Raw genomic sequence first — 23236 nt, 5'->3', positions numbered from 1 at the left:
CACGATGCGAGCGCTCGTCACTGGTAGCCATGGCTTTGTAGGAGGGTGGCTATGTCAGCACCTTTCTGGTGAAGGAGACGAGGTGATCGAGCTTCGTGAGGGCTTGAACCTGTGTGATCGAGAGGCGCTCCAGACGGCGCTGACTGGTGTTGAGATCGATGTCTGTTACCATCTGGCCGCTCTCTCGCACGTAGGAGCATCGTGGTCAGATCCTCAGTTGTATTTTTATAACAACGTCGTGGGAACAGCAAATTTGGTAGCTGCGCTCGCTCAGCTCCCACGCCTCCCACGCCTCCTGCACGTCTCTTCTTCAGAGGTGTACGGAAGGGTTGCGCAAGATGATCTCCCTATCAAGGAGGTTCAGTCGCTGCACCCCGTCTCTCCGTATGCAGCATCGAAGGCGGCGGCTGAATTCGCCACCTTGCAGGGCTGGTATGGTCGCGGTCTGCCGACGGTGGTGGCTCGCCCCTTCAACCATACCGGTCCAGGGCAGTCTCCCGACTATCTCGTGCCGGCGCTTGCAATCCGCATGATGGAGGCAAAGGCGTTGGGCAAGACGAGCCTTCGCGTAGGCAATGTCGATGCCCGTCGTGACTTTATGGATGTCCGAGATGTGGTGCGAGCCTATCGTCTCCTTGCTATCCACGGCGTGCCGGGTCAGGCTTATAACGTCTGCTCGGGTGCGTCGGTGAGTGTTCGTATGATCGTGGGTGCCCTCGCTGCCGTCCTGAATTACCAGGTCGATCTGGAGGTTGATCCCGCGCTCTTACGACCTAATGATGTCGAGGTCGTCGTGGGAGATCCGCGACGACTGATGGAGGTGACTGGCTTCTCCCGTGAGTTTTCCCTTCCCCAGACAGTTGCAGGGGTTGTCGGGGGTGTCGACAGTGGTCGTTACCCTCAACCTGGCGACTAGCGTGTAGCTTCTGATGCAAGCACCCCCTAAAGTGGCAGTGATCGTCGTCGCTCACGATCCAGGTGATTACTTCGAAGAATGCCTGGCGAGCGTCTCCTCGCTGAGTTACCCCGACCTCGATGTGGTTGTGGCCAACGTCGATGAGTCGAGCCGAGTTGATGAGTTGACACATCGCTTGTTGCCGATGGCACGCCTATGCGAAGTGGCCGGCAACCCCGGCTTCGCCGCAGCGGCGAACGCGAGTGTCGAGATGGCACCAGAGGCGCAGTTCCTACTCCTCTGCCACGATGATGTAGCATTAGCGCCAAATTCGCTCGCTGCGATGATGGAGGTTGCGTACGCGACGAACTCTGGCTTAGTCACTCCCAAGATTGTCGCCTATGATTCTCCTCGCCAGATTCTTGAACTCGGTAGGGATCTCGATTTTCTGATGGGGACCGCGCCCCGTGTTGAGGTGGGAGATCTCGATCAGGGTCAGTATGACGAGATCAATGAGGTCGCGGTCGCCGCTGGTTGCGCCATGCTCATCCGTGCCGATCTTTTCATGGCGCTTGCGGGATTTGATGAAGATTTTGGGAGTGTCTATCAGGAGGTAGACCTCTCCTGTCGTGTTCGCATGGCGGGGGCACGAATATCGACAGCGCCTCACGCTCGAGTGCGCCATCGATCAGTCTCTACGGCGGGACGCCGATCGCCGCGTCTTAGGGCCGTCCAGCGTGGAGTCGTCCTTGAGGAGCGGGTGGCGTTGCCGCACGCTGAGCGCATCGAACTGAAGCGTCGCCACCAAGCTCGCTGTATCGCCAAGCTAGAACAGGGATGGACACGTGTGTTCGCGCTTGTGGTGTTCTATCTGGAACGACTCCTGGAGGCCTTTTTTCTCACGCTTACCGCGCGCCCACGAGTAGCTTGGGGTTGCCTTCGGTCCTTTGGCGTCCTCCGCGAACGGGAGGGACTGCGTCAGCAGCGCGAACGCATGGTCGCGGATGGTCTTGATGGACGATTATTGAAGTTTTCGGGTTCATGGTTGACGTTGAGAAGCTTCTTCTCACAGGCGAGGACCAAGTCGGCTACGGAACCGTTAGCGGAGTCGAGTACTTCACCAGATGCAGAGTCACCCAGCGAGGGGCGTAGCACACTAGGTAGATGGGCGCTGTGGGTCGCGATCCTGGTAAGTCTTGTCTTGGCACGCTCTACCCTCTTTGCGCCGACACCACTAGTGGGTTCGTTCACGCTCTACTCTTCCCCATTCCAGCTCCTTGGGGCGTACTTCTCTGGCCATGGAGCGAGCCACCTACTCGGAGTTGCTGTGTTGCCAGCCTCGGACCTGCTGATAGGTCTGCTGGGTCTTGTGTTGATCGGTCATACGGCGCTTGGCGTCTGGTTGCTGGTGGTCGCCTCCCTAATCGTGGGACCCGTCGGCGCGTATCGGGTGGCCAGACGACGTCTTCCTGATGGGTTCGCTCGAGCCTCGGGTGTCCTTTATGCCCTGTCGCCTATCGTGGCGATCGCTCTGGTTCGTGGGTCCATCTACATCATTTTTGCTTATGCTATCGCGCCGCTGTTGTTGGGGGCTACCATCGACGCTATTGCGGCTCAGCGTCGCTCTCGAAGGGTGATGCGCAGGTCGAATCTACGGGTGGCAGCACTCTTTGCGCTCGCCCTCGCTCTTAGTCCGCAACTCGCCTTCGTCTGGCTTCTTGCCGCTCTCGTACAGCTAGTGGCCTATGTCGCGACCGCTGGCGTCGAGCGGGCACGGAGGTTGGCCGTCGTTGTTGCCTACGCTGTTGCCTTTGGTGTCCTGGCGAACCTTCCCTGGATTGGCGCTCTCATCGTGGTTCACCCAGGCGCCGACTATGTGTTCACCGGTTTTGTCAACCCCGCAAGCTCGATGATCAGCGCACTTTTTGGTGCATCGGTTGTTCAAGGTCTCTCCGCCTGGTTGCTTGGCGCCATGCTCCTTACCCTTGTCGTGGTCGTGGTTGGGTTTAGCGAAGGGCAAGGTGGAGCACTCATGGTGGCAACCATCGCGGCCGTTGGCTATCTTATTTTTTCCGTCTTAGCTGGCCGGGGGATACTCGGTGGCTCACCTATTGCCCCGGTCTACCCGACGATTTTGGCGACACTGATCGCCTCGGTTGCGGTGCCAGGAGCCGTACGTCTCATGCTACAGAGGCTTCGCTCCTTCGGCCTTGGACTCCATCATGTGATGGCTGGAGTCGTTGCCGTGGTGCTACTGGTGACCGTGTTGGGGTCCACCCTCGGCGCACTCGCAGGTCAGCCAGGTCCGACAACCAACGCGCGTGACACGCTCCCTCTGGTCGAGGGCCTGGTCCGCGATCCGGGCTCCGTGCTCTGGGTTGAGTTAGGTACAGGTCCGCGTATCGTGACGGGGGAGAAGTTGACCAACGGTGTCTACGTAGGCCTGACCGAGGGCGTGGCTCCGACGGTATTGACCGCTGGGGCTCCCGCAATCACCCATGGGCAAGCTACGCTCGATCATCTCGTCAGCCTGGCCCTCGCCGGGCAGACGGTGCGTCTTGGCGATCAACTTGCCACTGATGGGGTCGGAGAGGTGGTCGTCGTTGGCGCGCCGCGGACCTTAGCGGCTGATGCCTTCACAACTGCCTTTGGTCGGCAACTCGATATGGTCCAGCTCTTTTCTCAGGGCGGGATCTCCGTCTATCGCTTGACGGCGCGATTGGTGTCTCCGTCCAACAGTGCTTCTTCGACGAATCCTTGGCTGATCGTTGGCATCTCCATCCAGCTCTTGACGACACTGATTTTGTTACTTGGTCTTTTTGGTCGACGCTCATGGCTGCGGAGTAGGACCTTTGGCGCTGCACGAAGGACTGGATCACAGCTCACTCCAGAGCCAGCGGAGCCAGTCAGAGTATGATGGCGATGCAACGCAAGAAAGCCATACTGGTGGCTCTCGTAGTGGCGCTCGTTGGCGTGGTGCTCTTAACCAATGCGTATTCGGCGCAACGGGCTCGGTTCGCGGTGGCGAATGTACCTTTTGGCATCGGTAGTCTGGCGATCCCGACTGCAGTACCGGATGCAACATCGGTGAGTTGGTACTGTGTGATCCCATCGACGCTTGGCGCGATTCGTTCTGATGGGATCATCTTGGAGAATCCAACTCGATTTGATCGACGACTCCTCATCAGTTCAGAGGTGGGCAAACGTATCAATCATGGTCTTCTCTTAGCACACTCGTCACTTCGACTATTGGTGCCTCCTGGCCACGGACGAGTCATCGTCTCTTCTGGTGGGGTAGTGGCCTTTATCGAGACGCAGACGACCCCAACTGCGACTCCACAGCTCTCCCCGTGCAGCTCATCTCCGAGCAATAGCTGGACCGTTGAGGGTCTCTCGACGACAACAGGTAGCCACTCGACAATCTCTGTGTACAACCCTTTTAAAGTGCAAGCAGTGATCGATTTGAACTACTACTCCGCGCAGGGTGAAGTTTCAGTTCCCTCTGTCGAAGGCCTCATCGTACGCCCCGGTGCAGTTCTGGCAATCAACGCGGAGCGGTTTGCGCCGAATACCTCTGCTATTGCTGCGGGGATCTCAGCCCGGTCGGGAAGCGTCGTCGTCGCCTCGAGCATCGCGCTCCCGAACACCCAGGAGTCGCTCGGTGATGCTGCTCCCTCGGGACGACTGTACTTCCCGTACGTTCCATTGGTTGGGACCAAGACGCTGTCGCTCGATCTCGTGAACACCTCGACAACGGCGGATCCTGTGACGATCTCGATGGCTGGTTTCGACGGAACCCCACAGGTAGCGGATATGGGTCAAATGCGTACCGTGGAACGGGTCACGGTTCCGGCTGGTGCTCCGTTGGTCGTCGACCTTACCTCGATTGCAAGCACCACCGGGTCCCGAGCGGTCGCCATCAAAGTGACCGGTCGTACTGCGCTCTATGGGTTCGGCGCGGTTCAGACCACGAATCCAGTCGCGCCCTTTTACGAGCTAGCACCGACACTGTTTCACTCTTCACGATGGTGGGTCAGTTGCGCGGCAAATCCCAGCACCCACGTTCCCGAGGTGGTCTTTAGTCGGGCGAGTCTGGCCTCGATCATCGGTGGAAGCCTCGTAGGAGGGGTTGCCCAGGGTTCGACTGCAACGAACATCTTGCGCCCATCGCTTGAGCCTATCGGTCTGACTGCAACGACCCCATCACTTTATGAAGTACGCCTAAGCCAACCGATGACGGTCGGAACATTGCCAGCAGTGGAAGGTTGCGCTGCACTTCCTGCGACCTGACCCACCACCTGCATCTCTGCGCCTGGCGTTGGTCGATTCGATCGGGGTGAGTGTTGCCATGGCGCCAGGTTACTGGAGTTGAGAAAAGCCAATGGCCCATAGGCGTTCGTAGCCCGATTCGGCGATCGCAGCGATGATAGGACGAGGGTCAGCACGCAACTGGGGGTTCGCGGATAGTAATGCGGTGGCCATAGCGCTCGGGATCGGGTAGGTCCCCCCTTGTTCGGCCACGCTGATCAGTCGCTCTGGCGTGTCCGGTGCCTCCGTGGAGATCGGTCCGGTTGCACCCCAGCAGCGTAAAATCGTTTCACAAAGCGCGTGTAGCGACAGCCTCCTGGCCACCTGGAGCGTTGCACTTCGGCGATTCGGATTCAGTACGTAGGGAGTACCGAGGTAGTCACGTTGTTCGATGGTGACCAATCCCAGAACCTCGGACAGGTGGGTAGAGAGATCCATGAGGGTTGGCCCATCGATCCATGCGAGTACCTGTTGGTCGGCCTGGACTTCATCGGCACTCTCGTGCAGGAAGACGAGCGCCTCATCGTAGGCGCGCTGATAATCTCGCACGATGCGACCGAGCTGCATGCTTGTATTCTAGCCCAAGTACGTAAGTCGTAGAAAGGTGGCCTGCTGAGTGGTGATGCTGGCCGCCAAGTCAAAGTCGGAGGTTGTCGGCAGTTGCGTGGGGACGAGCTGGGGAGAGGGTTCTCCGACGAGCATGTGCCGTATTGTCACGCAGAGTTGATCAACCAAACCTTGGGTGAGGAGATTGCCGAGCAGCGTTGGACCTCCTTCACAGAGGATACCGCCTGGTTGATTTTCGTCGATTTCAAGGAGCCGTCCTAGTTCGACCCGGTTGAGTTGCTCGGGCAGGTGACGGGGGAGGATAGCCGGGGAGTCGGCGTTGCTGGTAGCACTGATCGCTGCTGGTGGCTGATGCCTGGTGGCAACGATGATGCGTAGGGGCTGATGCAACCCAGCCTGTTGACGCACGTGAGCTAACTCGGGTGTGAGCGTGGGTGGTTTGTAGTTCTCTGTCCGTGCAGTACCTGATCCCACCAAGATGACCTGCGCCGTTGCACGCAGGAGATGGAAAATCTTGCGATCGAGACTGGTGGAGAGGCCCTTTGACCTACCATCAATAGCAATCTTGCCATCGAGCGAGGTTACCATATTCGCACGAAGGACCGTTGCCTCGGTTACTGGATACAGCGTAAGTAGTTGCTCATAACTGAGCGTCTCTCCCTCGGTGAGATACATAACAGGACTCCTCATTCGTTGAGCAATGGATAGTAGTTGCGCTGGAGCTAGTTCGGAGGGGAGACGATGACTCCGCTCATCACGATGTACGGTGGTGCAGGGTTCTTCGCCTTCACCTTGGTGTCCATGAGATCAAGAACGATAGTGATCGCGATTCGAGATCGGTTGGGGATGAGTCGTCTCCTATCTTCGACGGTGGTCTCATTGATTGGCTTTTTGGGGGGTCCCTGTTGTTGGCGTTCGCACCAGAATCTAAATCGTCGATGAGTCCAAGCCTGCGTGTATTTCCTCCTCAAGGGTCCAGTGTCGCTTGAGTAGCTGAGTCTAGCGGTGGAGGTTATTGACCGCAAGATGATACCCCTGCGTAAGTCAACTACTTGCGTTCGAGTATGTTTTTGGTTAAGGCTGGCGGCGTGGTACGTGGGTACGTGGCGGAGGGACGACAGTGCCGAAATGGGTATTGGTGCGTTGTGGGGCTTGCATGGGTCGGGTGCATGGCCGGTGCCAGAGCGTTGGTCGAGCCCTACTCGGTGTCCGTATGGTCTCGCTGATTGTGAAATTACCATCCACCTCGCGCAGGTTTGGAGGGACTTCGGATTGAAGTGGGGAGCGGGCAGTGCGAGAGCTGAGAGAGGCCAAAGAAGGTGATGCCGACGAGGTCGCGCTGCTACATGTCGCCACACGGGGAGCTGCTTGCCGGGGTTTGATGCCCGACAGTGTCCTTGATGGACTTGACGTGAGCGAACGGGCGGAGAGCTAGAAATTTGGTTCACGTTCAAGTCACGGCCCCGCAACGGTGATCGTAGTGGACGATGGACGCGTCTCGGGGTGGACCCGATTGCGAGGACATCTCGGCGGGAGAAATCTATGCCATCTATGTACATCCTGACCACTGGCGTCGTGGAGCGAGCAAGGCCTTGATGGACGTGGCGTGTCAATCCCTCTGGCAAAAGGGTTATAAGGTGGTACAGCTGTGGGTGTTGGCGGATAACGTCCGGGCAGAGACCGTCTATCTCTCCCAGGGATGGACCGCCAACGGAGTGGGGCGTCAGGTGGAACTGCGGCCGACCTGGGGCCCAGCGGAAGGGGTGTCCATTCAAGAGGTACAGTATGTGGGGCCACTGGCCCACTAGACAGTCATGGCTCTGGTTTGGTACGACACAGGGCTCCTCGTGCTCGAGCCACGGATGCCGGACGGTCCAAGCATCATCCCAGCTGACCGGGAGAAAGGCACAGTAGCGCCCTAGCGAGGATGACGACGCTACCGACAACCGACGTTCCCTGCGACGTCGGATCGAGGGTAAGAGGACGATCGGAGCGCCTTCCTCGGTTGAGTGCGCTCAGAATCTTTGCGGCTGTGGCGGTTGTTCTCTGCCATGTGGGATGCTACTTGACTAGCGTCCGCGTGTTGCGCAAGGCCGGGGTCTACGGTTACGGGAGCGCTTGGTATGGTGGGACCGCGCTGTGGCAGCTTTCCTGCCCTACGTCGAGTACCAAGAGAAAACTAGCAGAAAAATCCCTTTGGTGGGGCAGAGCCGCTTTCCTGAACGCGCAAGATCCGAGACCGTATGAGGTGGTGTTGCGATGTTGCTCCTCTTGGGCGGCAGGCGACGACACCTCGCGGTCGCCCGATCAAAGGAGAGATCCGATAGGGTGAGAAGGCTCGGCGCTCATAGAGGGTTCGAGCACAGCGAAGACGGTGCTGTCAGATGGCCAAGAGCGTCCCCCCGAGTTCGGGGTAGTTGCTAGCCATGGGTGGTGTGCCGAGAGGGAGGGTCGTGAGATGGGTGATGAGAGTCACGCGAGCGAGGCGGTCGGGCGCGAGTTTGCCGCAGAGTTCCGGTCGTTTATGCGGTGGGTTCAGACCGACACGCAGGTTGAGCGCAACGAGGTCGTGAGCCTTATCGCTGAGTTTCTGGGAGCAACACGAGCCCGCGAGTCGGTTGTCACCAGGGAGTGGTCGTCGTTTGAGCATGTCAACTTGCAGACGGCCCTAAACGTGTGGATGGCCGAGGAGGGGAGGAACGTTGTGGTCCATGGGATCGCGCTGCCACCCCACTTCGGCGGTGTGACGCTGCAACAACTTGCCTCAGGCGGAGCGCTGCCGCCCATTCAACTGTGCGCCCCGCCCTTGGTCGACCTTCCAAACGGACCCGGCTCGACTCTCGCGTGTCTGCAGCTCGCCCTGCTACTCGTGAGCGATCCGGCTGGCCCCTACGTGCTACTGGTCTCGGCGCCGCGTGAACACGAACGCGGCCTTCGTATTGAAGTTCTTGGACTGCCAGTGTCGGCCGCCCAAGCGGTGGTCGCCGAGATAGATGGGCTACGTGGTGCGCTGAACGTCTACCGCAGCCAGCTGCTCGAGGTAGTGGCATTCCCGCACGGCGGTTTTGACCTGCGGTTCATGAGCGTTGCGCCTATCGAGCGCGACGGTGTCGTACTTCCCGACCAAGTGCTGGGTCGTATCGAGCGCCATGCTTTCGGGGTTGCGGAGCATCGCGAGGCCCTGCTCACATCGGGTCAGCACCTCAAGAGAGGTCTGTTGCTCTATGGACCGCCGGGAACCGGCAAGACACACACCATGCGGTATCTGGTCGCGCACATGCCACAGTACACGCGGCTTGTGCTCACTGGCCGCTCTTTGCATGCGGTTGGTTCGGTTACCGCGATGGCACGCGATCTTGCCCCAGCGGTCATCGTTCTCGAAGATGTCGACTTGGTCGCAGAGGATCGCTCGTTTGGCAATGGGTCAAGCCCGGTACTGTTTGATCTGCTTGACGCCATGGATGGCGCCGCTGCTGATGCCGATTTGCTCTTCGTGTTGACTACAAACCGAGCTGATTTGCTCGAGCCTGCACTAGCTGCACGGCCGGGGCGCGTCGATGTTGCCGTCGAAGTTCCCTTGCCTGACGCCGCTGCCCGACGCAGACTGTTCGAGTTCTATGCCCGTGGTGTCTCGTTGCAGCTCAACGATGAGGAACTGGGCGTCGTCGTCGACCGCACAGATGGCGTGACGGCATCTTTCCTCAAGGAGTTGCTCCGTCGCTCAGTACTCGAGTCCTTGGGCGAACAGGCGCCTCTCGTAACCGCGGCGCACGTCTCCCGAGCTCTTGATGACCTGCTTGACAGCGGACAAGCGGTGACTCGGACACTGCTCGGAGTGGGCGTCGATTCTTCCACGAGCCCATCCGCTTCCCTCGGTCCAGTGCCGCCGAGCGGCAGAATGAGGGTGGGCCGGTGGACGGCCTATCCCCCTCGCTCATGAGGTTCTGATGCGACAAGGGGGCTCGAGCATGGTTGATGAGTGTTTTTTCGGTGCTGGCGAGGGTCCCAGTGCACATTACTTAAATTGACGGTGCCGAACGGCTTCTGTCGCTCCACCGGCGTGATCCGCTCAACAACAGAACGTTCTGGGACCCGACCATTGGGAGGTTAAAGAGGGTGAGTCGGAGATGGACGCGGTACGCCGAGAGCGGTGGGAAGAGGCTGGTCTGTCCACGGGTAGCGTTGCCGGGCAAGTTGCACGAGTGAGGGGTAACAGCGTGTGGAAGGCGACTTGACTGGTGGGAGCTGAGCCGTTGTGTCTGGCTCGCGTGGGAGATGCCCGCGTTCGACCGACTTGCCTGACCGACGAGGAACGGGCGGCTCTTCTTGGTTGCCAGTGGTGGAGCGTTAAGGAATTGCTTGAGGCAGCTGAACCTCAAGAGCCCAAGGAACTCGGGGGCCTGCTCGCAGGACACGTTGGTACAGCTTGGTCCCCTCTGTCGGGGCAAGGCGGTAACGCGGTGATGTCAGACCCAAGAACTCGGTGGGGATCAGGGGAGCCCAAAGGCAAGCAGCGACGACAGCTCGATCGGATCGTCGATTCCATCGACGAAGCGTGTGTAGGGAGAAACCCGACACCAGTACCGCCTTGTTGATCATCCGAGGGCTACCCATCTCGTATCGATTTGGCCACTTGGGACCCTCCTGTTGCCGCGCCAACAGCCCCTTTCTGTCGGGCCGTTCTGTCGGGTCGTTCTGTCGGGTCGTTCTGTCGGGATTGTGATCGGTTGCGCCTCGGGCGACACTCGGGACGGAATGTCTCTCGACAGAGGTCAAGGAGGCCGCTCGCCTCTAACGTGGTAGCGATGGAGATGTTGCTTGGCTATCCGGCCCTCGCCCCGAGTCATGAAGAGTTAATTGCTGCCATGGTTCCTCCTCGCGGGTTCACAGATGCGACTTTTGATTCCTACCACCCAGACCTCCGGTTTCCTTCGCAACAGCGAGCCAAGGAGGTGCTCCACGCGTTTACGGTCGAGAGCGCGGCGCAGGCCCACAGTCATCGATTGTGGCGACGATCGACGGTGTATCAGCCGGTGGGCTGGTATCTCGATGGTGGGTTTGGAGTGGGCAAGACCCACCTTTTGGCTGCAACGTTTCATGCCTGGTCGGGGTCGAAGTTCTATACCTCCTTCTCCGGGCTGACGAGTCTTGTTGGAGCGCTTTCTTTCGCTGGTGCGCTTCAACTCCTTCGAGGGACGAGCCTGCTGGCGATCGATGAGTTTGAGCTAGACGATCCGGGGGACACGGTCCTCATCAGCAGACTTGCTGATGAGCTACTTATGACCGGAACCAACCTCGTAGTGACATCGAACACCTTGCCCGATCGACTTGGAGAGGGGCGTTTCGGCGCGGATGACTTTCTGCGTGAGATACAGGGGTTGGCGGGAGCGTTCAAGGTGCTATCGATTGAGGGCGGGGATTTCCGACGGAGGGGCTTTGCGCTCGATCGCGAAATGAGTGGGGTTGGATCGTTGCCGGAGAGTACGGTGCACGTCGGGCTAAGCGAACTGCTGGACCAGCTCCGCAGCGTTCATCCAATTCGTTATCGTGGAGTCGTTCAGAGGCTCGATGCGGTTGAGATACACGATGTCGTTCCCATTGAGCTCCAAAGCGATGCGTTGCACTTGTGTAGCCTTGTTGACGTTCTCTATGATCAAGGGGTCGTTGTGCGGTTGCGAGAGGGTGCTCTTCGAGATCTGTTCCCGGCGAGTTTCTTGGCCGGGGGGTTCAGGCAGAAGTACGGTCGCTGCCTCTCACGCCTCTATGAGCTCGGGAGTATCGAACCTTTGTCAATGCAGAGGGATCGTGAAGGTGGCTCGCGATCCGCCTAAGGGACTGGCCTCAATCGCAAAGGTTCCACCCCTGGTTGCTGCCTTGGCTTGGAGGTTCGCGATGCCATGGCCAAGGTGAGGATGGTCGCTGATTCCGACGCCGTCGTCGATGACGACGATGCTGAGGACTGTAGCGACCCCAATTTCAATGCGGAGTTCATGAGCATGAGCGTGTTTGATGGCGTTGGTGATGAGTTCTCGCAGGACCGTGAGGAGAAGGGTCTGCTTGCTGTTGGTGAGAACGGTATCGATTGGGCCGGTAAAGACGACGTGGTATTTCAGGTCAGCAATGGTGCAGAGCCGCGAGACAAGGTCGAGTACTTCTGAACGCGATGACCCCTCCTGTGCGGGTTCGAGTTGAAAGATTGTCGTCCGGATTTCACCGATTGCGGCATCGAGATCGTCGATCGCTTGGCGGACGAAAAGGAATCCATCAGTCCCCTGTAGCGAGGGCAACGCGGCCTGCAGCTGGAGGCCCACTGCGAAGAGGCGTTGGACAATGTCATCGTGGAGGTCTCGGGCGATGCGTGCCCGGTCGTCCTCGATTTGCGCGAGGGCGAGCGCCTGTCGCAACAGCAAGTTGCCGATCACTGCAGCCGCACCGGTGGCGAGAGTCTCAAGGATGGCGAGATCTACCTGATCAAACGGTTGATCGTCGAGGCGGTCGGTTACGTAGATGTTGCCAAAGACCTTCTCACCAGTGATAATCGGAACGCCTAGGAAGTGTTGCATGAACGGGTGGTTTGGGGGGAAACCAGCGGCTCGTGGATCGTTGGCGATAGAGTCAGAGATGACGGGAGCGTGAGAGTCGATAACCGCGCCCAGAAGTCCACCACCGGAGGGGAGATTGCCGATACGCTTTCGCTCCTCGGAGCTGATGCCCGATGTCACAAAGTCGAGCAGCCGGTCTGGTTGTGCGGGATCAACTACGCCGATTGCTGCATATCGAGCACGGGTGAGCGTGCGAGCGTGACCGGCGAGGAGCACCAATGTCTCATCCATGTCGAGCTTGCTTACGACGTCGACTAAAGCGGCAAAGATGTCTTTCAAACGCGGTTCGTCTACCAGTCGGTCCACCTCGACTAGGTTAGTCCTCGTACATGGGTTCTGGTTCGAGGAGAGCGATCGATGATTTTGTTCCAGGAGCGTGAGCTTCAAGCGGAGGTTCCAGACTTCGAGCATGGTGGTTTCAGAACGGCGAAGCTCATCCACCGGGTGGACCCGCTCTTCGGTCATGGCGCTCGGCTGATCGAGGGTGCAAAGTTAACTCCAGGTGCTGTGGAACTCGGTTCCGTTGTCGAACGAGACGGCTTCTGTCCATTTTGTGCAGATACCATCGGCGATGCAACCGCGCCCTTCCCCGAGGAGATTGCAAGAAATGGCCGCATCATCGTTGGGAACGCCTGGGTGGTTCCTAATGTGATCGCTTATTCCTCCGTGTCTGCAGTCGGTGTCTACGATGTAAGCCGCCACTTCCTCCCACTGACGGCCATGACCCGCGAGGTTGTCTACGATGTGCTCTTGGCGATCGAACAACATGCCAAAGCAGTGCGATCTCAACGTCCGGAGTTGATTTACTCCTCAGTCAATGCGAACTATCTGCCGCCTTCGGGAAGTTCACTCATCCATCCACACATCCAATCCTCGCATGATTCTGTCCCGCTTGGTGCACAGTCACGGTTGTTGTTAGCATCAAAGGAGCATTTTGATAGCTATGGTCAACCCTATTTTGAAGAACTGATAGCACTCGAGGATGCACAGAGCCAGCGCATGGTGGCGCATATGGATCCATTCGTCTGGCTGGTTCCCTTCGCGCCCTCCGGATTCTATGAGGTTTGGGCGCTGGCCCCTGGGCTTGGTGATCTCGTTGATCTAAGCGATCCCGATATCTATCAATTGGCATCGGGTCTCGCACTTGTACTCGCCACCTACGAGCAAATGGGCATTCAGTCCTTCAATTTCTCTCTCATTGGCGCCACCCCCGATAGTGGGGATTTTGGTGCGAGCTTGCTGTTTCGCATCGTCGCAAGAGCACCAATGGAGCCTTACTATCGGAGTGATGTCACCTATTTCGAACGTCTTTGCCTTGAGACAATGATTGACTATTCGCCTGAGGAGTGGGCGCAGACGCTTCGAAGCAACTTCGGTACGACCATAACTGGTTGAACAGCCCATGACCGTTTCGGTTGAGCTTGCTCGGTGATGACTGCTCGGTGAATGTGCCAAGGAACGTTTGTGTACGCATAGGGGCATAATCGGTCGTGACTCTGAGTGCGCGGTAGGTGCTGAGCACATCGATCAGTGCATCGTCCTCATGTTGGGTCGGGCGTGAGGCTCACCGTAGCTGGCACACCGTGCCCCCTCGGGTAGCGTGTCGCGGTCAACTGTGATGAGCGAGGATCGCCGCGCAGGTGGATCTTGCCCGTAACGATGCAGATCGTCCGGGCTCGGCGCACCAAGAGGGTAATGGCTCGAAGCATGCAGGCGGTCGCCAAGCGGGGACCTGCAGCGTTGATGCCGATAGAGTACCGATCACGAGAGATGCGTTCATGCGGAGGTGAACAGTCCTGTGCAGTCCAGCCAGGACCATCTCGATCGAGAGTGTAAGACAGCAGGGAAGCTTTGGTCCCCGGCGACAGGACGCTCCGGCCAGTGCGATCCCAACGGTTGTCGCTTAGTTGCGGGATATAGCCGTGAGTGACGGAGCCCCTAGCGGGGGATGGAGGTGTACTTGAACTCGTTAAATTCGGGGTAGTTTGTCATGGTGTCGAGGACACGGTCGATGGTCGCGCGAGCTACCTTTGCATCACCGTTTGGTCGATGCATAACCCGCACGAATGCAGCTTGGCCGTTCACGATGAATGTTGGGACCCCAAAGACGTGGTGTTCTTCAACCGAGGCGAGATGTTGGCGTCTGAAGTCCTCGAGGATGTGTTCTGAATCAATGAGCTTGCGCACCTCTTCGGGCGTCACCTCATGGCTCTCAAGAATCGATGCGAGTACTGACCAATCGCTAAGGTCGAGAGCGCGGTCGTGGCGGGCGGCAAAGAGGGCAAGGTGGACGCCAGGGAAGTTCTCTGGGAAGTGGCGTTGCACGGTCATGCCAGTCATCACTGCGAGGAGCTCGTTGTAACGTTCGGGGTCTGACCAAACGTCTGGCTCTCCATCTTCGATGTGCACCTGACTGAGGGAGAACGGCACGAAGTCTACTTGGTAGTCCGCACCATCTTGCATCGCGGTAATGAGGTGTTCATGCATGTTACGAGCGAATGGGCAACGGTAGTCCCAGTTGATGGCGAAGTGCATCGGTTACGTCTCCTTTTGATTGCTTTTACAATCAGTCTACCGGGTGGTAGGACGATAACTCAAAAACACCCAAGTTCTGCGAACGAGATGGGGCATGCTAGGGTGTGTTACTCCCTCGGCTGAGGTGGGAGCGGCACAAGAACTTTGACTACGTGTGCGTAAGCGAGACCAATCAATGCGCCGCCGATAACGTCGGAGGCATGATGGATGCGCACGTGAATGCGTGAGAGCGCGATCAGCGCAGCTAGTGGGAAAAGGATCCAACGGCCCAACCGATGGCTCGGAAGCAAGGAAGCCGCAGCAAAGGCCGCGGTTGAGTGACCACTCGGGAAGCTTGATGTCAGCGGGTATCGGAGATGGTGGGGATGTTCGTAGGTGTCGTCGATCGGACGTTCTCGGGAGAACAAAGACTTGACTACGACGTTGATCAACAGCGACTCTACACCCAATGCTGCCCCGGCGCGTAGAGCGTTCCCGCGTCTTCGCGGGGAAATCGCAAGGGATGCCGCGAGGAGTTCCCACAGTAGCGAGTGGTCGGCGAGTGCTGAGAGGGTATAGAAGAGGCGATCTAGGTGTCTCCGTCCCCTCAGCAGTTGGAAGAGGCGATCAACAGCGGCATCAAAGCGATCAAGTTGTTTCAAACCTCTGGCGCCCTTGGATCAGTTGGCTGTCGTTGCACGTGGGGAGCCATAAAGGATGGGCACTGACATTGGTAGGCGCAAAAATGGCAAAGCCTTGATGGTCGCGGGCGGAAGTTCCCGGTCTCGCAGGCCATACGAACCGCCGACCAAATCGCGGCCGTTTTGCCCTCGACGGCATGCAGCCGATGTGGTGTCGCCTCAGTCTCGATGACCATGCGATCTCGAAGATACATCAGCTTGACGCTCTTTGGCTTCACTCCAAGGACCCGTTCGACGAGAAGCGCATAGAACAGCACGCCAGCGAGCTTATCTTGCTCGTGAGTGTGCGAGGGTGGACGACCGGTCTTATAGTCGACGACAATGAGGTCTCCGTTGGCGTCACGGTCGAGACGATCGATTACGCCGCGAGCGAGGACGTCGCCCACCGACGATTCGAACATGATCTCGGTGCCGAGAACGTTGGTAGTGGTCGGATCCTCAAGCGTGAAGACGTTGAGGACCAGTTGTTCCACCTCTTGGCCGAGGCGGACTTGTGCGCCTTCGGGGAGCTCTTCTAGGAAGTTCGCGGAGTACCCGGCCTTGCGACTATTGGCCAGCTCGTCCTGCACGATCGAGCGTGCCCGTTGTGGGGTGCGCTCGGCAGCTGGTAGCGAGAAGTAGAAGCGTTCGAGCGCCCGGTGAGCGAGGACGCCTTTGACGGTCCAGATGGAGAGGGGTTGGGGTATCTTGTCGATGATAGAGAGCCGAAAGGCATAGGCGCAATCCTTGAAGGCAGTGACCTTGGTAGGCGTCAACGAGCAAGGTAGTGGTAGCCCCATGCGTCCAGGCTACCAGCATCGAAGATCTGTCGGCCGATCCTCTGTCATCATCCGAAAGGTCAGGCGTCTAGTTGCGGCAGCTGCATTGGGCTGGGAGCCTGCTTGGAGTAGTGGTAAGAATTCCTGGAGATCGAGATATCTCCCATCGCACGTAGGTATCATTGGGACGATGAACTCCTTTATTGACACGTACGTAGTGACGTATGGATTGCTCGCTATCTTGGTGTTGATGACCTTGGAGTCGGCGTTGATCCCCGTCCCCTCGGAACTGGTTATGACGCTCGCCGGCGTACTGGCCGCGTCTGGCAAACTGAGCCTTATCGGCGCGATCTTGGTAGGAATCCTGGGCAACCTGATCGGCAGTGTTATTCTTTGGGCGATCGGCCGGACGGGCGGAAGATCGCTAGTCGAACGTTTTGGGCGTTTCATCTTTGTCAAGCCGCGGGACCTCGATAGGGCCGAGCGGTGGTTTCAGCGTCACGGTGAGGCGGCGGTGATCATCTCCCGGTTGTTGCCGGTGGTTCGGTCGGTCATCAGTCTTCCAGCCGGTGTTGCAGAGATGCCTGTGGGTAAGTTTTCGCTCTACACGTTGATCGGGAGTATCCCCTTTGTGGCGTTATTGACGCTGGCGGGGTATTGGTTGGGCGCGAACTACACGGTATTAGTGAAGGTGATCCAGGACTTGGGCTACGTACTCGGTGCGTTGCTGGTGTTGTTAGTCGTGGGTTTTGTCTGGTTCCGCTATCGACGACGCGCTAATTTAGAGGCACTGGGAGAATAATCAGCTAAACTCTGCCCTTGCGGGAAGTGGCGCAGCTTGGTAGCGCACCTGCTTTGGGAGCAGGGGGCCGCGGGTTCAAATCCCGCCTTCCCGACGGTGCATTGTTGTGTTCCAACGCGGGTGTAGCTCAATGGTAGAGCTCCAGCCTTCCAAGCTGGCCATGCGGGTTCGATTCCCGTCACCCGCTCCACCTCCCTGTCGGCGATGCAGCCATGGAGTTCCGTGCAGCCATGGAGTTCCGTCGCCTTAGCGGTCATCTAGTCGGGTCTGTGCGGTGAGTGAGGTGGTCCTGGATGGCGCCTAACTTGGTACTCCTTGCGGTGGTCTTGTCCACGAACGATCTTGGCTTCGCTGCGTGGGCGATCACTCCTTGGGTAGGAACGTTGCGGGTAATGCTTGATTACCTACCACGCTTGTGGTGCTCTGGTCGCGAGGCCTATCGACAACCCCCTATGGTATTATTGTTTGCCGCGGCTACACTTGATAACCAGGGAGTTGTCGCTAGCTGTGTCGTGTGGTAAGAGCCGATCGGTTTGTCCTGACGGCTTCCATAAGGAGAAGGTGAGTTCGATGGTCGAGGCACATCAGAGAGGTCTGGGCGAACCATGACCCCCGAGCAAGGTCAAACCGATCTACGCCAGGAGGAGGCGGATCTCGATCGCCGACTCTCGAGGATCGAGGGACAGGTGCGAGGGATTCGTCGCATGGTCGCCGAGGGTCGTGATTGCAAGGAGCTCTCAATGCAGTTTGCCGCGGTGACCAAAGCGCTGGATCGAGCTGCTATCAACTACTTGACGGCACACCTCGTGTACTGCATCGAGAATCCGGAATTGGCGATGGAAGAGGGTACTTCGCTTGAGGAACTTCGTCGCTTGTTGGGGCGACTTCGTTAGGATCTTCATGACCTCGCGCGTAGACCTTGTATGCTTTGGTTGCTATGCGCTCATCTGCTGAACTTCATCAAGAGTCCAATTCTGCTGTTGTTACGATCGAACTCCGCGACGAGGAGTTACGACCGTACCTTGATCAGGCGGTGCGAAAACTTCGCTCCCAGGTCAGGATCCCTGGCTTTAGGAAGGGTCACGTTCCTGCTTCGGTGCTCGTGGCACGGCTGGGTCAAGAGGCCGTTCGCCGCGAAGCGGTCGAGGATGCGGTACAGGAGAGCTACGAGGAGGTCATTGTTGACAATGGTCTCGACGTTATCGAGTCGCCCAGCCTCCGAATTGTCGATGGGGCTCAAGAGGGCGATGTGAAGGTGGAGCTCGACGTGGCACTGCGACCGGTGGTGCGCGTAGAGGGTATTGGCTCGATCGAGATCGAGCTGCCGCGAGTCGAGCTGACCGAGGCCGATGTCGATGCGGTGATCGATAGCATTCGCGAGCAGATGGCCACTCTCCAAGAGGTGGATCGTCCGGTGGCAGAAGGCGACCAAGTGACCTTCAATGTGATTGCCGTTGAGGGTGACACGGAGGATGTGGTGACACCGTACCTCACTGCTCGTCTCGGGAAAGGCGAGGTTGCTCCTGAGTTTGAGACAGCGCTCCTCGGTGCCAGTGTTGGCGATAAGGTGGCGGTTGAAGCGCCGGTTGATGGCGATGCCGATGACGAAGCCCCGACGCAGAAGACGATCCTTGAGGTGCTCGCTATTCGCGAGCTGGTACTACCTGATCTCGATGCAGATTTTGTCGCTCAGGTATCCGAGTTCACCACGGTTGATGAGCTGCGCGAGGATGTGCGCACGAGTATGGCTTCGCGGCGTATCGCAGAGGCTCGTTCGCTCTTCGAGCAACAGCTCTATCAGAAGGTGCTCGAGTTGACCGAGCCAAAAACCATTCCAGAGGTGCTCCTCAACTCCGCCTACCAGCAGGAGTTGCATGAGTTTGGGCATGCCCTCGACGGCTCTGGGATCTCCTTGCGACGTTACCTGGAGATGAGCCAACAGGACGAAAACGCTCTAGCTGGACAACTCAGTTCGAAGGCTGCCCAATCAGTTCTCTGGGACCTCGCGTTGAGGGCGATAGCCGTCGATGAGGCGGTCAGTGTCGATGCACAAGAGGTGGAGGAGGAGATCGAGAAACTCAATACCTCGGGAGCACTGGAGCCTCGGCGTGGCGGCATCTCTCCGCTGCAGGAGTTTCAGGTCCGTACGTCGCTTATCAAACAGAAGGCCTACCGGCGGCTGGCCAATATCGTGAGCATCAAGGACAGTGACGGGAACCCAGTGACATTATCGCAGCTTGAGTTGGATCAACTCCTCGAAGCTGGAGATGGAGCGCAAGCGCAAGATGACGCCGGGGCGGAGGAGCTTGCTGAACCTGTCGGCTCTTCAGAGGAATAAACACCACGGCACCATTAGAATGGAAGAACTGCTCCTCGCGGTGCGAACCAACGGGCAGATAATGGAGATCGAGAGGTTGCATGCAAGCGTATAACTATTTGGTTCCTACCGTGATTGAGACATCCTCAAGGGGTGAACGAGCCTACGATCTGTACTCCCGACTCCTTCGGGAGCGGATTATCGTCTTGGGGACACCGATTGACGATGCCGTCGCGAACCTGGTCTGCTCGCAGTTGCTGTACCTCGAGTACGAAGATCCTGACCGAGATATCAACCTATACATCAACTCCCCGGGTGGAGAGATTACCGGTTTGTTCGCGATCTACGACACCATGCGCTACATTCGTCCGGACGTGTCTACTCTCTGCTTTGGCCAGGCTGCTTCTGCGGCTGCGGTGGTTCTTTCCGCAGGCGCGAAAGGTAAGCGCTATGCTCTTCCGCACGCTCGGATTCTCTTGCATCAACCCTACGGCGGTGTTGGCGGCCAGGCAACCGACATCGAACTCCAAGCGAAAGAGATTTTGCGGATGCGTGATCTGCTGAACCAGATGCTTTCGGAGTCAACCGGTCAAACAGTTGAGAAGATCGCCCATGATACCGATAGAGATTTTATTCTCGAAGCGGAGCAGGCACTGGAGTATGGGGTCATCGATGAGGTATTCTCCTCACGAGATTCCATTGGGAAATAGGAAGTCTTACCCAAACACGGCGATCGTTGCGGCGATTGCGATATGGTTACGGTAAGAACTAAGGAGAGGGTTGGCCATGGCGAAGATTGGTGAAGGCCAAGAGATGGTGAAGTGCAGTTTCTGTGGAATGTCGCAAAAACAGGTACGGAAACTGATCGCAGGGCCAGGCGTCTACATCTGTGACAAGTGCATCGAGCTGTGCAACGACATCATCTCCGAGGAGTTGGGCGCTAAACCGGAGCCCCAAGGCGATGACAAACTCCCTAAGCCCAAGGAGATCATGGAGTTCCTCAATGGCTATGTGATCGGCCAAGAGGGCGCGAAAAAGATTCTTTCGGTGGCGGTCTACAACCACTATAAGCGCATTCGTAGCGGCATCAAAGATGACGTCGAACTTGCGAAGTCCAATGTGCTGTTGCTCGGCCCAACTGGCTGTGGCAAGACACTGCTTGCGCAGACGCTCGCTCGAATGTTGAACGTGCCCTTCGCCATCGCTGATGCTACCGCACTGACCGAAGCAGGCTATGTCGGTGAGGATGTGGAGAACATTCTCCTCAAACTCATCCAAGCAGCGGATTTTGATGTGAAGCGTGCTGAGATGGGGATCATCTACATCGATGAGATCGACAAGATAGCACGCAAGAGTGAGAACCCATCGATCACCCGTGATGTTTCAGGGGAAGGGGTTCAGCAGGCGCTGTTGAAGATACTTGAGGGTACCGTTGCTTCCGTTCCCCCTCAGGGCGGCAGGAAGCATCCACATCAAGAGTTCATTCAGATCGACACCACCAACGTACTTTTCATCTGTGGTGGTGCCTTCGTTGGTCTTGAAGAGATCGTGGCAAGTCGCCTTGGGCGACGCGGTATCGGATTCTCTGGAACCATGACCCATGCCAAGAGAGAGATTGAGGTCCTTGGCGAGGTGCAACCCGAGGATCTATTGAAGTTCGGCTTGCTTCCGGAGTTCATTGGACGTCTGCCTATCATCGGTACCATCGACAACCTCGACCGACCGGCGTTGATTGAGATTCTGACTGAACCCAAGAATGCGTTGGTCAAACAGTACAAGAAGGTGCTTGAACTCGACGGGGTTGAGTTGGAGATCACCGATGGTGCTCTGGATGCCATCGCCGATCAGGCCATGTTGCGAGGGACCGGTGCTCGCGGCCTCAAAGCCATTCTCGAGGAGGTTCTGCTCGACGTGATGTACGAGGTGCCATCGCGTGATGATGTGACTAAATGCGTGGTCGACGAGCAGGTGGTGCTTGAGCACGTTGCACCGACGCTCATTCCGGCCGCACCTGATCAGAATGGGTCATCGACCAGGCAAGCCTCCTAGTTGCGGGGTATCGAATGGTTGGAGAGTCTGCCGAACTTTGAGGCCGATCGTTCGGTGACACTGTCGCCGCTCGATCGCGTTCGGGCAGCGGCATCGGTGCTGGGAGGCATCAGTTCCGGGCTCAGGTTTATCCATATCGCTGGTACCAATGGGAAAGGTAGCGTCGCAGCCGCAGCGGCGGTGCTGCTGGGGGATATGGGGTTTCGCGTGGGACTGTTTCGCTCCCCACATCTTTGTCGTCTCGAAGAGCGAGTGATGATTGACGCCGTTCCAGTGGAGAGCGAGCGCCTTGAACAGGAGCTCAGGCAGTTGGCGGCGATGACCCAACAACAGTTAGTGCCTCCCTTGACGCACTTTGAAGCACTCTTTGTTGCGGCGCTTTCAGTGTTTTCACTTGAGGGTTGCGAGATCGCTGTGATCGAGACGGGGCTCGGTGGTCGCGACGACGCAACCAATATTATTGATGCAGAGGTAGCCGTCATCACCTCGATTGGGCACGATCATCTAACGGAACTTGGTCCGACACTTGGTGACGTACTCGAACACAAGTTGGGGATCGTCCACGACGGGGCGACGGTCTGCTTGGGGCCTCTCGACGAAGAGTTGCGAGCCTTGGCCATGGATCGACTCTCTCTGAACCCTACAATCTGGATGGATGAGCTCGATGTTGAACGCTTTCCTGGAGTGGGTGGGCAGGAGCTTGTCGAGCATTCACCGTTGGGCGACCGATCGTTTTTTGTTCCACTCTTTGGTGAGGCCGTTGCCTGGAATGTCATGCTGGCCGTTCACGCCGTTGAGGCGCTTCTTGGTCGCCGTCTTACGAGTGAGCGGATCGAGAGCGGGCTCGCTCGGCTCCACCTGCCGGGGTGTTTTGAGGTCCTGCGTGGAGAGCTGATTGTCGTGGTAGACACGGCGCATAACCGTGAGGCTGCTGCGGTCCTCGGGACGACGTTGCTGGAGACCTTTGGTCCAGAGCATTCCATTGGGATTGTCTTCGGTATGAGCCATGGACGGGATCCGTATGAGTTCTTGGTGGCGTTGGCGCTTCCAGGCGTCGCCGCTCTTGGTTTGCTCGATTGCGGGGTGGCGCCGGCCATCTTGCGTGCCGCCGCTGAAAAGGTGTATCCGGATGCACGCATTCTCGATTGGTCCGCTGAACTCCGGTCGGTGGGAGAATTGCTCAGTTCGCTCGAGGTCGGATTGGTGCTGATCACTGGTTCGCACTGTGCCTGTGGGACCGTTTTGTGCAAAGATATTCCCAAGCTGCTGCTTGATGAGTCGTGAGCCGGTAGCCTTTACCATTCGTATGGCTACTACCCTCATCATCCTAAAACCAGACGCTGTTGAGCGCGGATTGATCGGCGAGATCGTCGGTCGGTTTGAGCGCCGTGGGCTTCGCTTCCTCGCGCTTGAGCGGCGACAATTGGCGAATCCATTGGTCGCCCAACACTATGCCGAGCACAGCGAGAAGCCGTTTTACGAGGATCTCATCGCTTTTCTCACGAGGGGACCAGTTGTCGTAGGCATCGTTGAAGGTCCCCCTCAAGTTGTGGAGATGGTGAGAACGATGATGGGAGCGACGAACTCGGCTCAGGCAGCACCGGGCACAATCCGTGGTGATCTTGCTATGCTCATGGATGAGAACTTGATCCACGGTTCGGACTCACCCGCGGCAGCAGAACGCGAAATCGGTTTATTTTTCCCAGAGTTTCGCCTCACGTAG

General features: G+C 57.9%; 21 protein-coding genes and 2 tRNA genes. 17 read left to right on the top strand and 6 right to left on the bottom strand.

Going from position 1 to position 23236, the window contains the following annotated elements; genetic code table 11:
* The first annotated feature begins 4 nt into the window (after positions 1-4).
* The 3 genes from M7439_RS01610 to M7439_RS01600 are packed head-to-tail and all read left to right on the top strand — an operon-like array spanning position 5 to position 5185.
* Positions 5-916, top strand: a complete 912-nt coding sequence (locus M7439_RS01610; protein ID WP_298345670.1) for a GDP-mannose 4,6-dehydratase — start codon at positions 5-7, stop codon at positions 914-916.
* Positions 917-929: 13 nt separating this feature from the next.
* The gene (locus M7439_RS01605) at positions 930-3812 is read left to right on the top strand and encodes a glycosyltransferase (RefSeq protein WP_298345672.1); all 2883 of its coding nucleotides are present in this window, start codon (positions 930-932) and stop codon (positions 3810-3812) included.
* Between the two features lie 5 nt (positions 3813-3817).
* Positions 3818-5185: a DUF5719 family protein gene (locus M7439_RS01600; RefSeq protein ID WP_298345675.1), complete on the top strand. Its 1368-nt coding sequence runs from the start codon at positions 3818-3820 to the stop codon at positions 5183-5185.
* A 69-nt stretch (positions 5186-5254) separates the two neighbouring features.
* Here the strand turns inward: M7439_RS01600 and M7439_RS01595 are convergent, their stop codons facing one another.
* A complete protein-coding gene (locus tag M7439_RS01595) occupies positions 5255-5770 on the bottom strand; it encodes a hypothetical protein (RefSeq protein ID WP_298345678.1) in 516 nt (171 codons plus the stop codon).
* Between the two features lie 9 nt (positions 5771-5779).
* Positions 5780-6445 (bottom strand): dihydrofolate reductase family protein, encoded by a 666-nt coding sequence (locus M7439_RS01590; RefSeq protein ID WP_298345681.1) that lies wholly within the window; start codon positions 6443-6445, stop codon positions 5780-5782.
* Between the two features lie 616 nt (positions 6446-7061).
* On the opposite strand from M7439_RS01590, the gene M7439_RS01585 reads away from it, so the two are divergent.
* From M7439_RS01585 to zapE, 4 genes are all read left to right on the top strand, one after another.
* Positions 7062-7205: a hypothetical protein gene (locus M7439_RS01585; protein WP_298345682.1), complete on the top strand. Its 144-nt coding sequence runs from the start codon at positions 7062-7064 to the stop codon at positions 7203-7205.
* Positions 7206-7257: 52 nt separating this feature from the next.
* On the top strand, positions 7258-7578 hold the full coding sequence (locus tag M7439_RS01580) for an N-acetyltransferase (protein ID WP_298345687.1): 321 nt from the start codon (positions 7258-7260) through the stop codon (positions 7576-7578).
* Positions 7579-8228: 650 nt separating this feature from the next.
* Positions 8229-9710: an ATP-binding protein gene (locus M7439_RS01575; protein WP_298345692.1), complete on the top strand. Its 1482-nt coding sequence runs from the start codon at positions 8229-8231 to the stop codon at positions 9708-9710.
* Positions 9711-10575: 865 nt separating this feature from the next.
* Complete coding sequence (zapE, locus tag M7439_RS01570; RefSeq protein ID WP_298345695.1) at positions 10576-11601, top strand: cell division protein ZapE; 1026 nt, start codon at positions 10576-10578, stop codon at positions 11599-11601.
* On the opposite strand, the gene M7439_RS01565 is transcribed toward zapE, so the two are convergent.
* Positions 11560-12603: a GAF domain-containing sensor histidine kinase gene (locus M7439_RS01565; protein WP_298345698.1), complete on the bottom strand. Its 1044-nt coding sequence runs from the start codon at positions 12601-12603 to the stop codon at positions 11560-11562. The two genes, zapE and M7439_RS01565, sit on opposite strands and share 42 nt — an antisense overlap.
* A 126-nt stretch (positions 12604-12729) precedes the next feature.
* On the opposite strand from M7439_RS01565, the gene M7439_RS01560 reads away from it, so the two are divergent.
* Positions 12730-13767, top strand: coding sequence for a hypothetical protein (locus M7439_RS01560; RefSeq protein WP_298345701.1), 1038 nt, complete (start codon positions 12730-12732; stop codon positions 13765-13767).
* 543 nt (positions 13768-14310) lie between these two features.
* Here M7439_RS01560 and M7439_RS01555 read toward each other — a convergent pair.
* From M7439_RS01555 to M7439_RS01545, 3 genes are all read right to left on the bottom strand, one after another.
* The gene (locus tag M7439_RS01555) at positions 14311-14907 is read right to left on the bottom strand and encodes a DsbA family protein (RefSeq protein ID WP_298345704.1); all 597 of its coding nucleotides are present in this window, start codon (positions 14905-14907) and stop codon (positions 14311-14313) included.
* 107 nt (positions 14908-15014) lie between these two features.
* Complete coding sequence (locus M7439_RS01550) at positions 15015-15548, bottom strand: phosphatase PAP2 family protein (RefSeq protein ID WP_298345707.1); 534 nt, start codon at positions 15546-15548, stop codon at positions 15015-15017.
* On the bottom strand, positions 15545-16342 hold the full coding sequence (locus tag M7439_RS01545) for a PD-(D/E)XK nuclease family protein (RefSeq protein ID WP_308464350.1): 798 nt from the start codon (positions 16340-16342) through the stop codon (positions 15545-15547). The genes M7439_RS01550 and M7439_RS01545 overlap by 4 nt, the downstream gene beginning before the upstream one ends.
* 193 nt (positions 16343-16535) lie before the next feature.
* Between M7439_RS01545 and M7439_RS01540 the strand changes: the two genes are divergently transcribed.
* The 9 genes from M7439_RS01540 to ndk all read left to right on the top strand — a co-directional run bounded on the left by M7439_RS01540 (position 16536) and on the right by ndk (position 23236).
* Positions 16536-17147 (top strand): DedA family protein, encoded by a 612-nt coding sequence (locus M7439_RS01540; protein ID WP_298345712.1) that lies wholly within the window; start codon positions 16536-16538, stop codon positions 17145-17147.
* Positions 17148-17167: 20 nt separating this feature from the next.
* Positions 17168-17241 (top strand) — tRNA-Pro (locus tag M7439_RS01535).
* A 22-nt stretch (positions 17242-17263) separates the two neighbouring features.
* Positions 17264-17337, top strand: a tRNA-Gly gene (locus M7439_RS01530).
* A 415-nt stretch (positions 17338-17752) separates the two neighbouring features.
* Positions 17753-18040, top strand: a complete 288-nt coding sequence (locus tag M7439_RS01525) for a metal-sensitive transcriptional regulator (RefSeq protein WP_298345715.1) — start codon at positions 17753-17755, stop codon at positions 18038-18040.
* Between the two features lie 44 nt (positions 18041-18084).
* On the top strand, positions 18085-19485 hold the full coding sequence (tig, locus tag M7439_RS01520; RefSeq protein ID WP_298345718.1) for a trigger factor: 1401 nt from the start codon (positions 18085-18087) through the stop codon (positions 19483-19485).
* An 80-nt stretch (positions 19486-19565) separates the two neighbouring features.
* Positions 19566-20174 carry an ATP-dependent Clp protease proteolytic subunit gene (locus M7439_RS01515; RefSeq protein ID WP_298345721.1) on the top strand — a complete coding sequence of 203 codons (609 nt, stop codon included), beginning with the start codon at positions 19566-19568 and terminating at the stop codon, positions 20172-20174.
* A gap of 76 nt (positions 20175-20250) precedes the next feature.
* Positions 20251-21513, top strand: coding sequence for an ATP-dependent Clp protease ATP-binding subunit ClpX (gene clpX / locus M7439_RS01510; RefSeq protein ID WP_298334620.1), 1263 nt, complete (start codon positions 20251-20253; stop codon positions 21511-21513).
* Positions 21514-22797, top strand: coding sequence for a folylpolyglutamate synthase/dihydrofolate synthase family protein (locus M7439_RS01505; RefSeq protein WP_298345724.1), 1284 nt, complete (start codon positions 21514-21516; stop codon positions 22795-22797).
* A gap of 22 nt (positions 22798-22819) precedes the next feature.
* Positions 22820-23236: a nucleoside-diphosphate kinase gene (gene ndk / locus M7439_RS01500; protein ID WP_308464353.1), complete on the top strand. Its 417-nt coding sequence runs from the start codon at positions 22820-22822 to the stop codon at positions 23234-23236.

This window comes from Ferrimicrobium sp., from assembly GCF_027319265.1.
Lineage (GTDB): Bacteria > Actinomycetota > Acidimicrobiia > Acidimicrobiales > Acidimicrobiaceae > Ferrimicrobium.
This window is presented reverse-complemented; position numbering and strand designations above follow the sequence as displayed.

Bases quoted from the DNA above. Each gene is read 5' to 3' on its own strand.
- M7439_RS01590 (WP_298345681.1), bottom strand. From the start codon at position 6,445: ATGTATCTCACCGAGGGAGAGACGCTCAGTTATGAGCAACTACTTACG.
- M7439_RS01610 (WP_298345670.1), top strand. From the start codon at position 5: ATGCGAGCGCTCGTCACTGGTAGCCATGGCTTTGTAGGAGGGTGGCTA.
- M7439_RS01525 (WP_298345715.1), top strand. From the start codon at position 17,753: ATGACCCCCGAGCAAGGTCAAACCGATCTACGCCAGGAGGAGGCGGAT.
- M7439_RS01580 (WP_298345687.1), top strand. From the start codon at position 7,258: ATGGACGCGTCTCGGGGTGGACCCGATTGCGAGGACATCTCGGCGGGA.
- ndk (WP_308464353.1), top strand. From the start codon at position 22,820: ATGGCTACTACCCTCATCATCCTAAAACCAGACGCTGTTGAGCGCGGA.
- tig (WP_298345718.1), top strand. From the start codon at position 18,085: ATGCGCTCATCTGCTGAACTTCATCAAGAGTCCAATTCTGCTGTTGTT.
- M7439_RS01555 (WP_298345704.1), bottom strand. From the start codon at position 14,907: ATGCACTTCGCCATCAACTGGGACTACCGTTGCCCATTCGCTCGTAAC.
- clpX (WP_298334620.1), top strand. From the start codon at position 20,251: ATGGCGAAGATTGGTGAAGGCCAAGAGATGGTGAAGTGCAGTTTCTGT.
- M7439_RS01565 (WP_298345698.1), bottom strand. From the start codon at position 12,603: ATGGATGAGACATTGGTGCTCCTCGCCGGTCACGCTCGCACGCTCACC.
- zapE (WP_298345695.1), top strand. From the start codon at position 10,576: ATGGAGATGTTGCTTGGCTATCCGGCCCTCGCCCCGAGTCATGAAGAG.
- M7439_RS01575 (WP_298345692.1), top strand. From the start codon at position 8,229: ATGGGTGATGAGAGTCACGCGAGCGAGGCGGTCGGGCGCGAGTTTGCC.
- M7439_RS01605 (WP_298345672.1), top strand. From the start codon at position 930: ATGCAAGCACCCCCTAAAGTGGCAGTGATCGTCGTCGCTCACGATCCA.
- M7439_RS01560 (WP_298345701.1), top strand. From the start codon at position 12,730: ATGATTTTGTTCCAGGAGCGTGAGCTTCAAGCGGAGGTTCCAGACTTC.
- M7439_RS01600 (WP_298345675.1), top strand. From the start codon at position 3,818: ATGCAACGCAAGAAAGCCATACTGGTGGCTCTCGTAGTGGCGCTCGTT.
- M7439_RS01540 (WP_298345712.1), top strand. From the start codon at position 16,536: ATGAACTCCTTTATTGACACGTACGTAGTGACGTATGGATTGCTCGCT.
- M7439_RS01515 (WP_298345721.1), top strand. From the start codon at position 19,566: ATGCAAGCGTATAACTATTTGGTTCCTACCGTGATTGAGACATCCTCA.
- M7439_RS01595 (WP_298345678.1), bottom strand. From the start codon at position 5,770: ATGCAGCTCGGTCGCATCGTGCGAGATTATCAGCGCGCCTACGATGAG.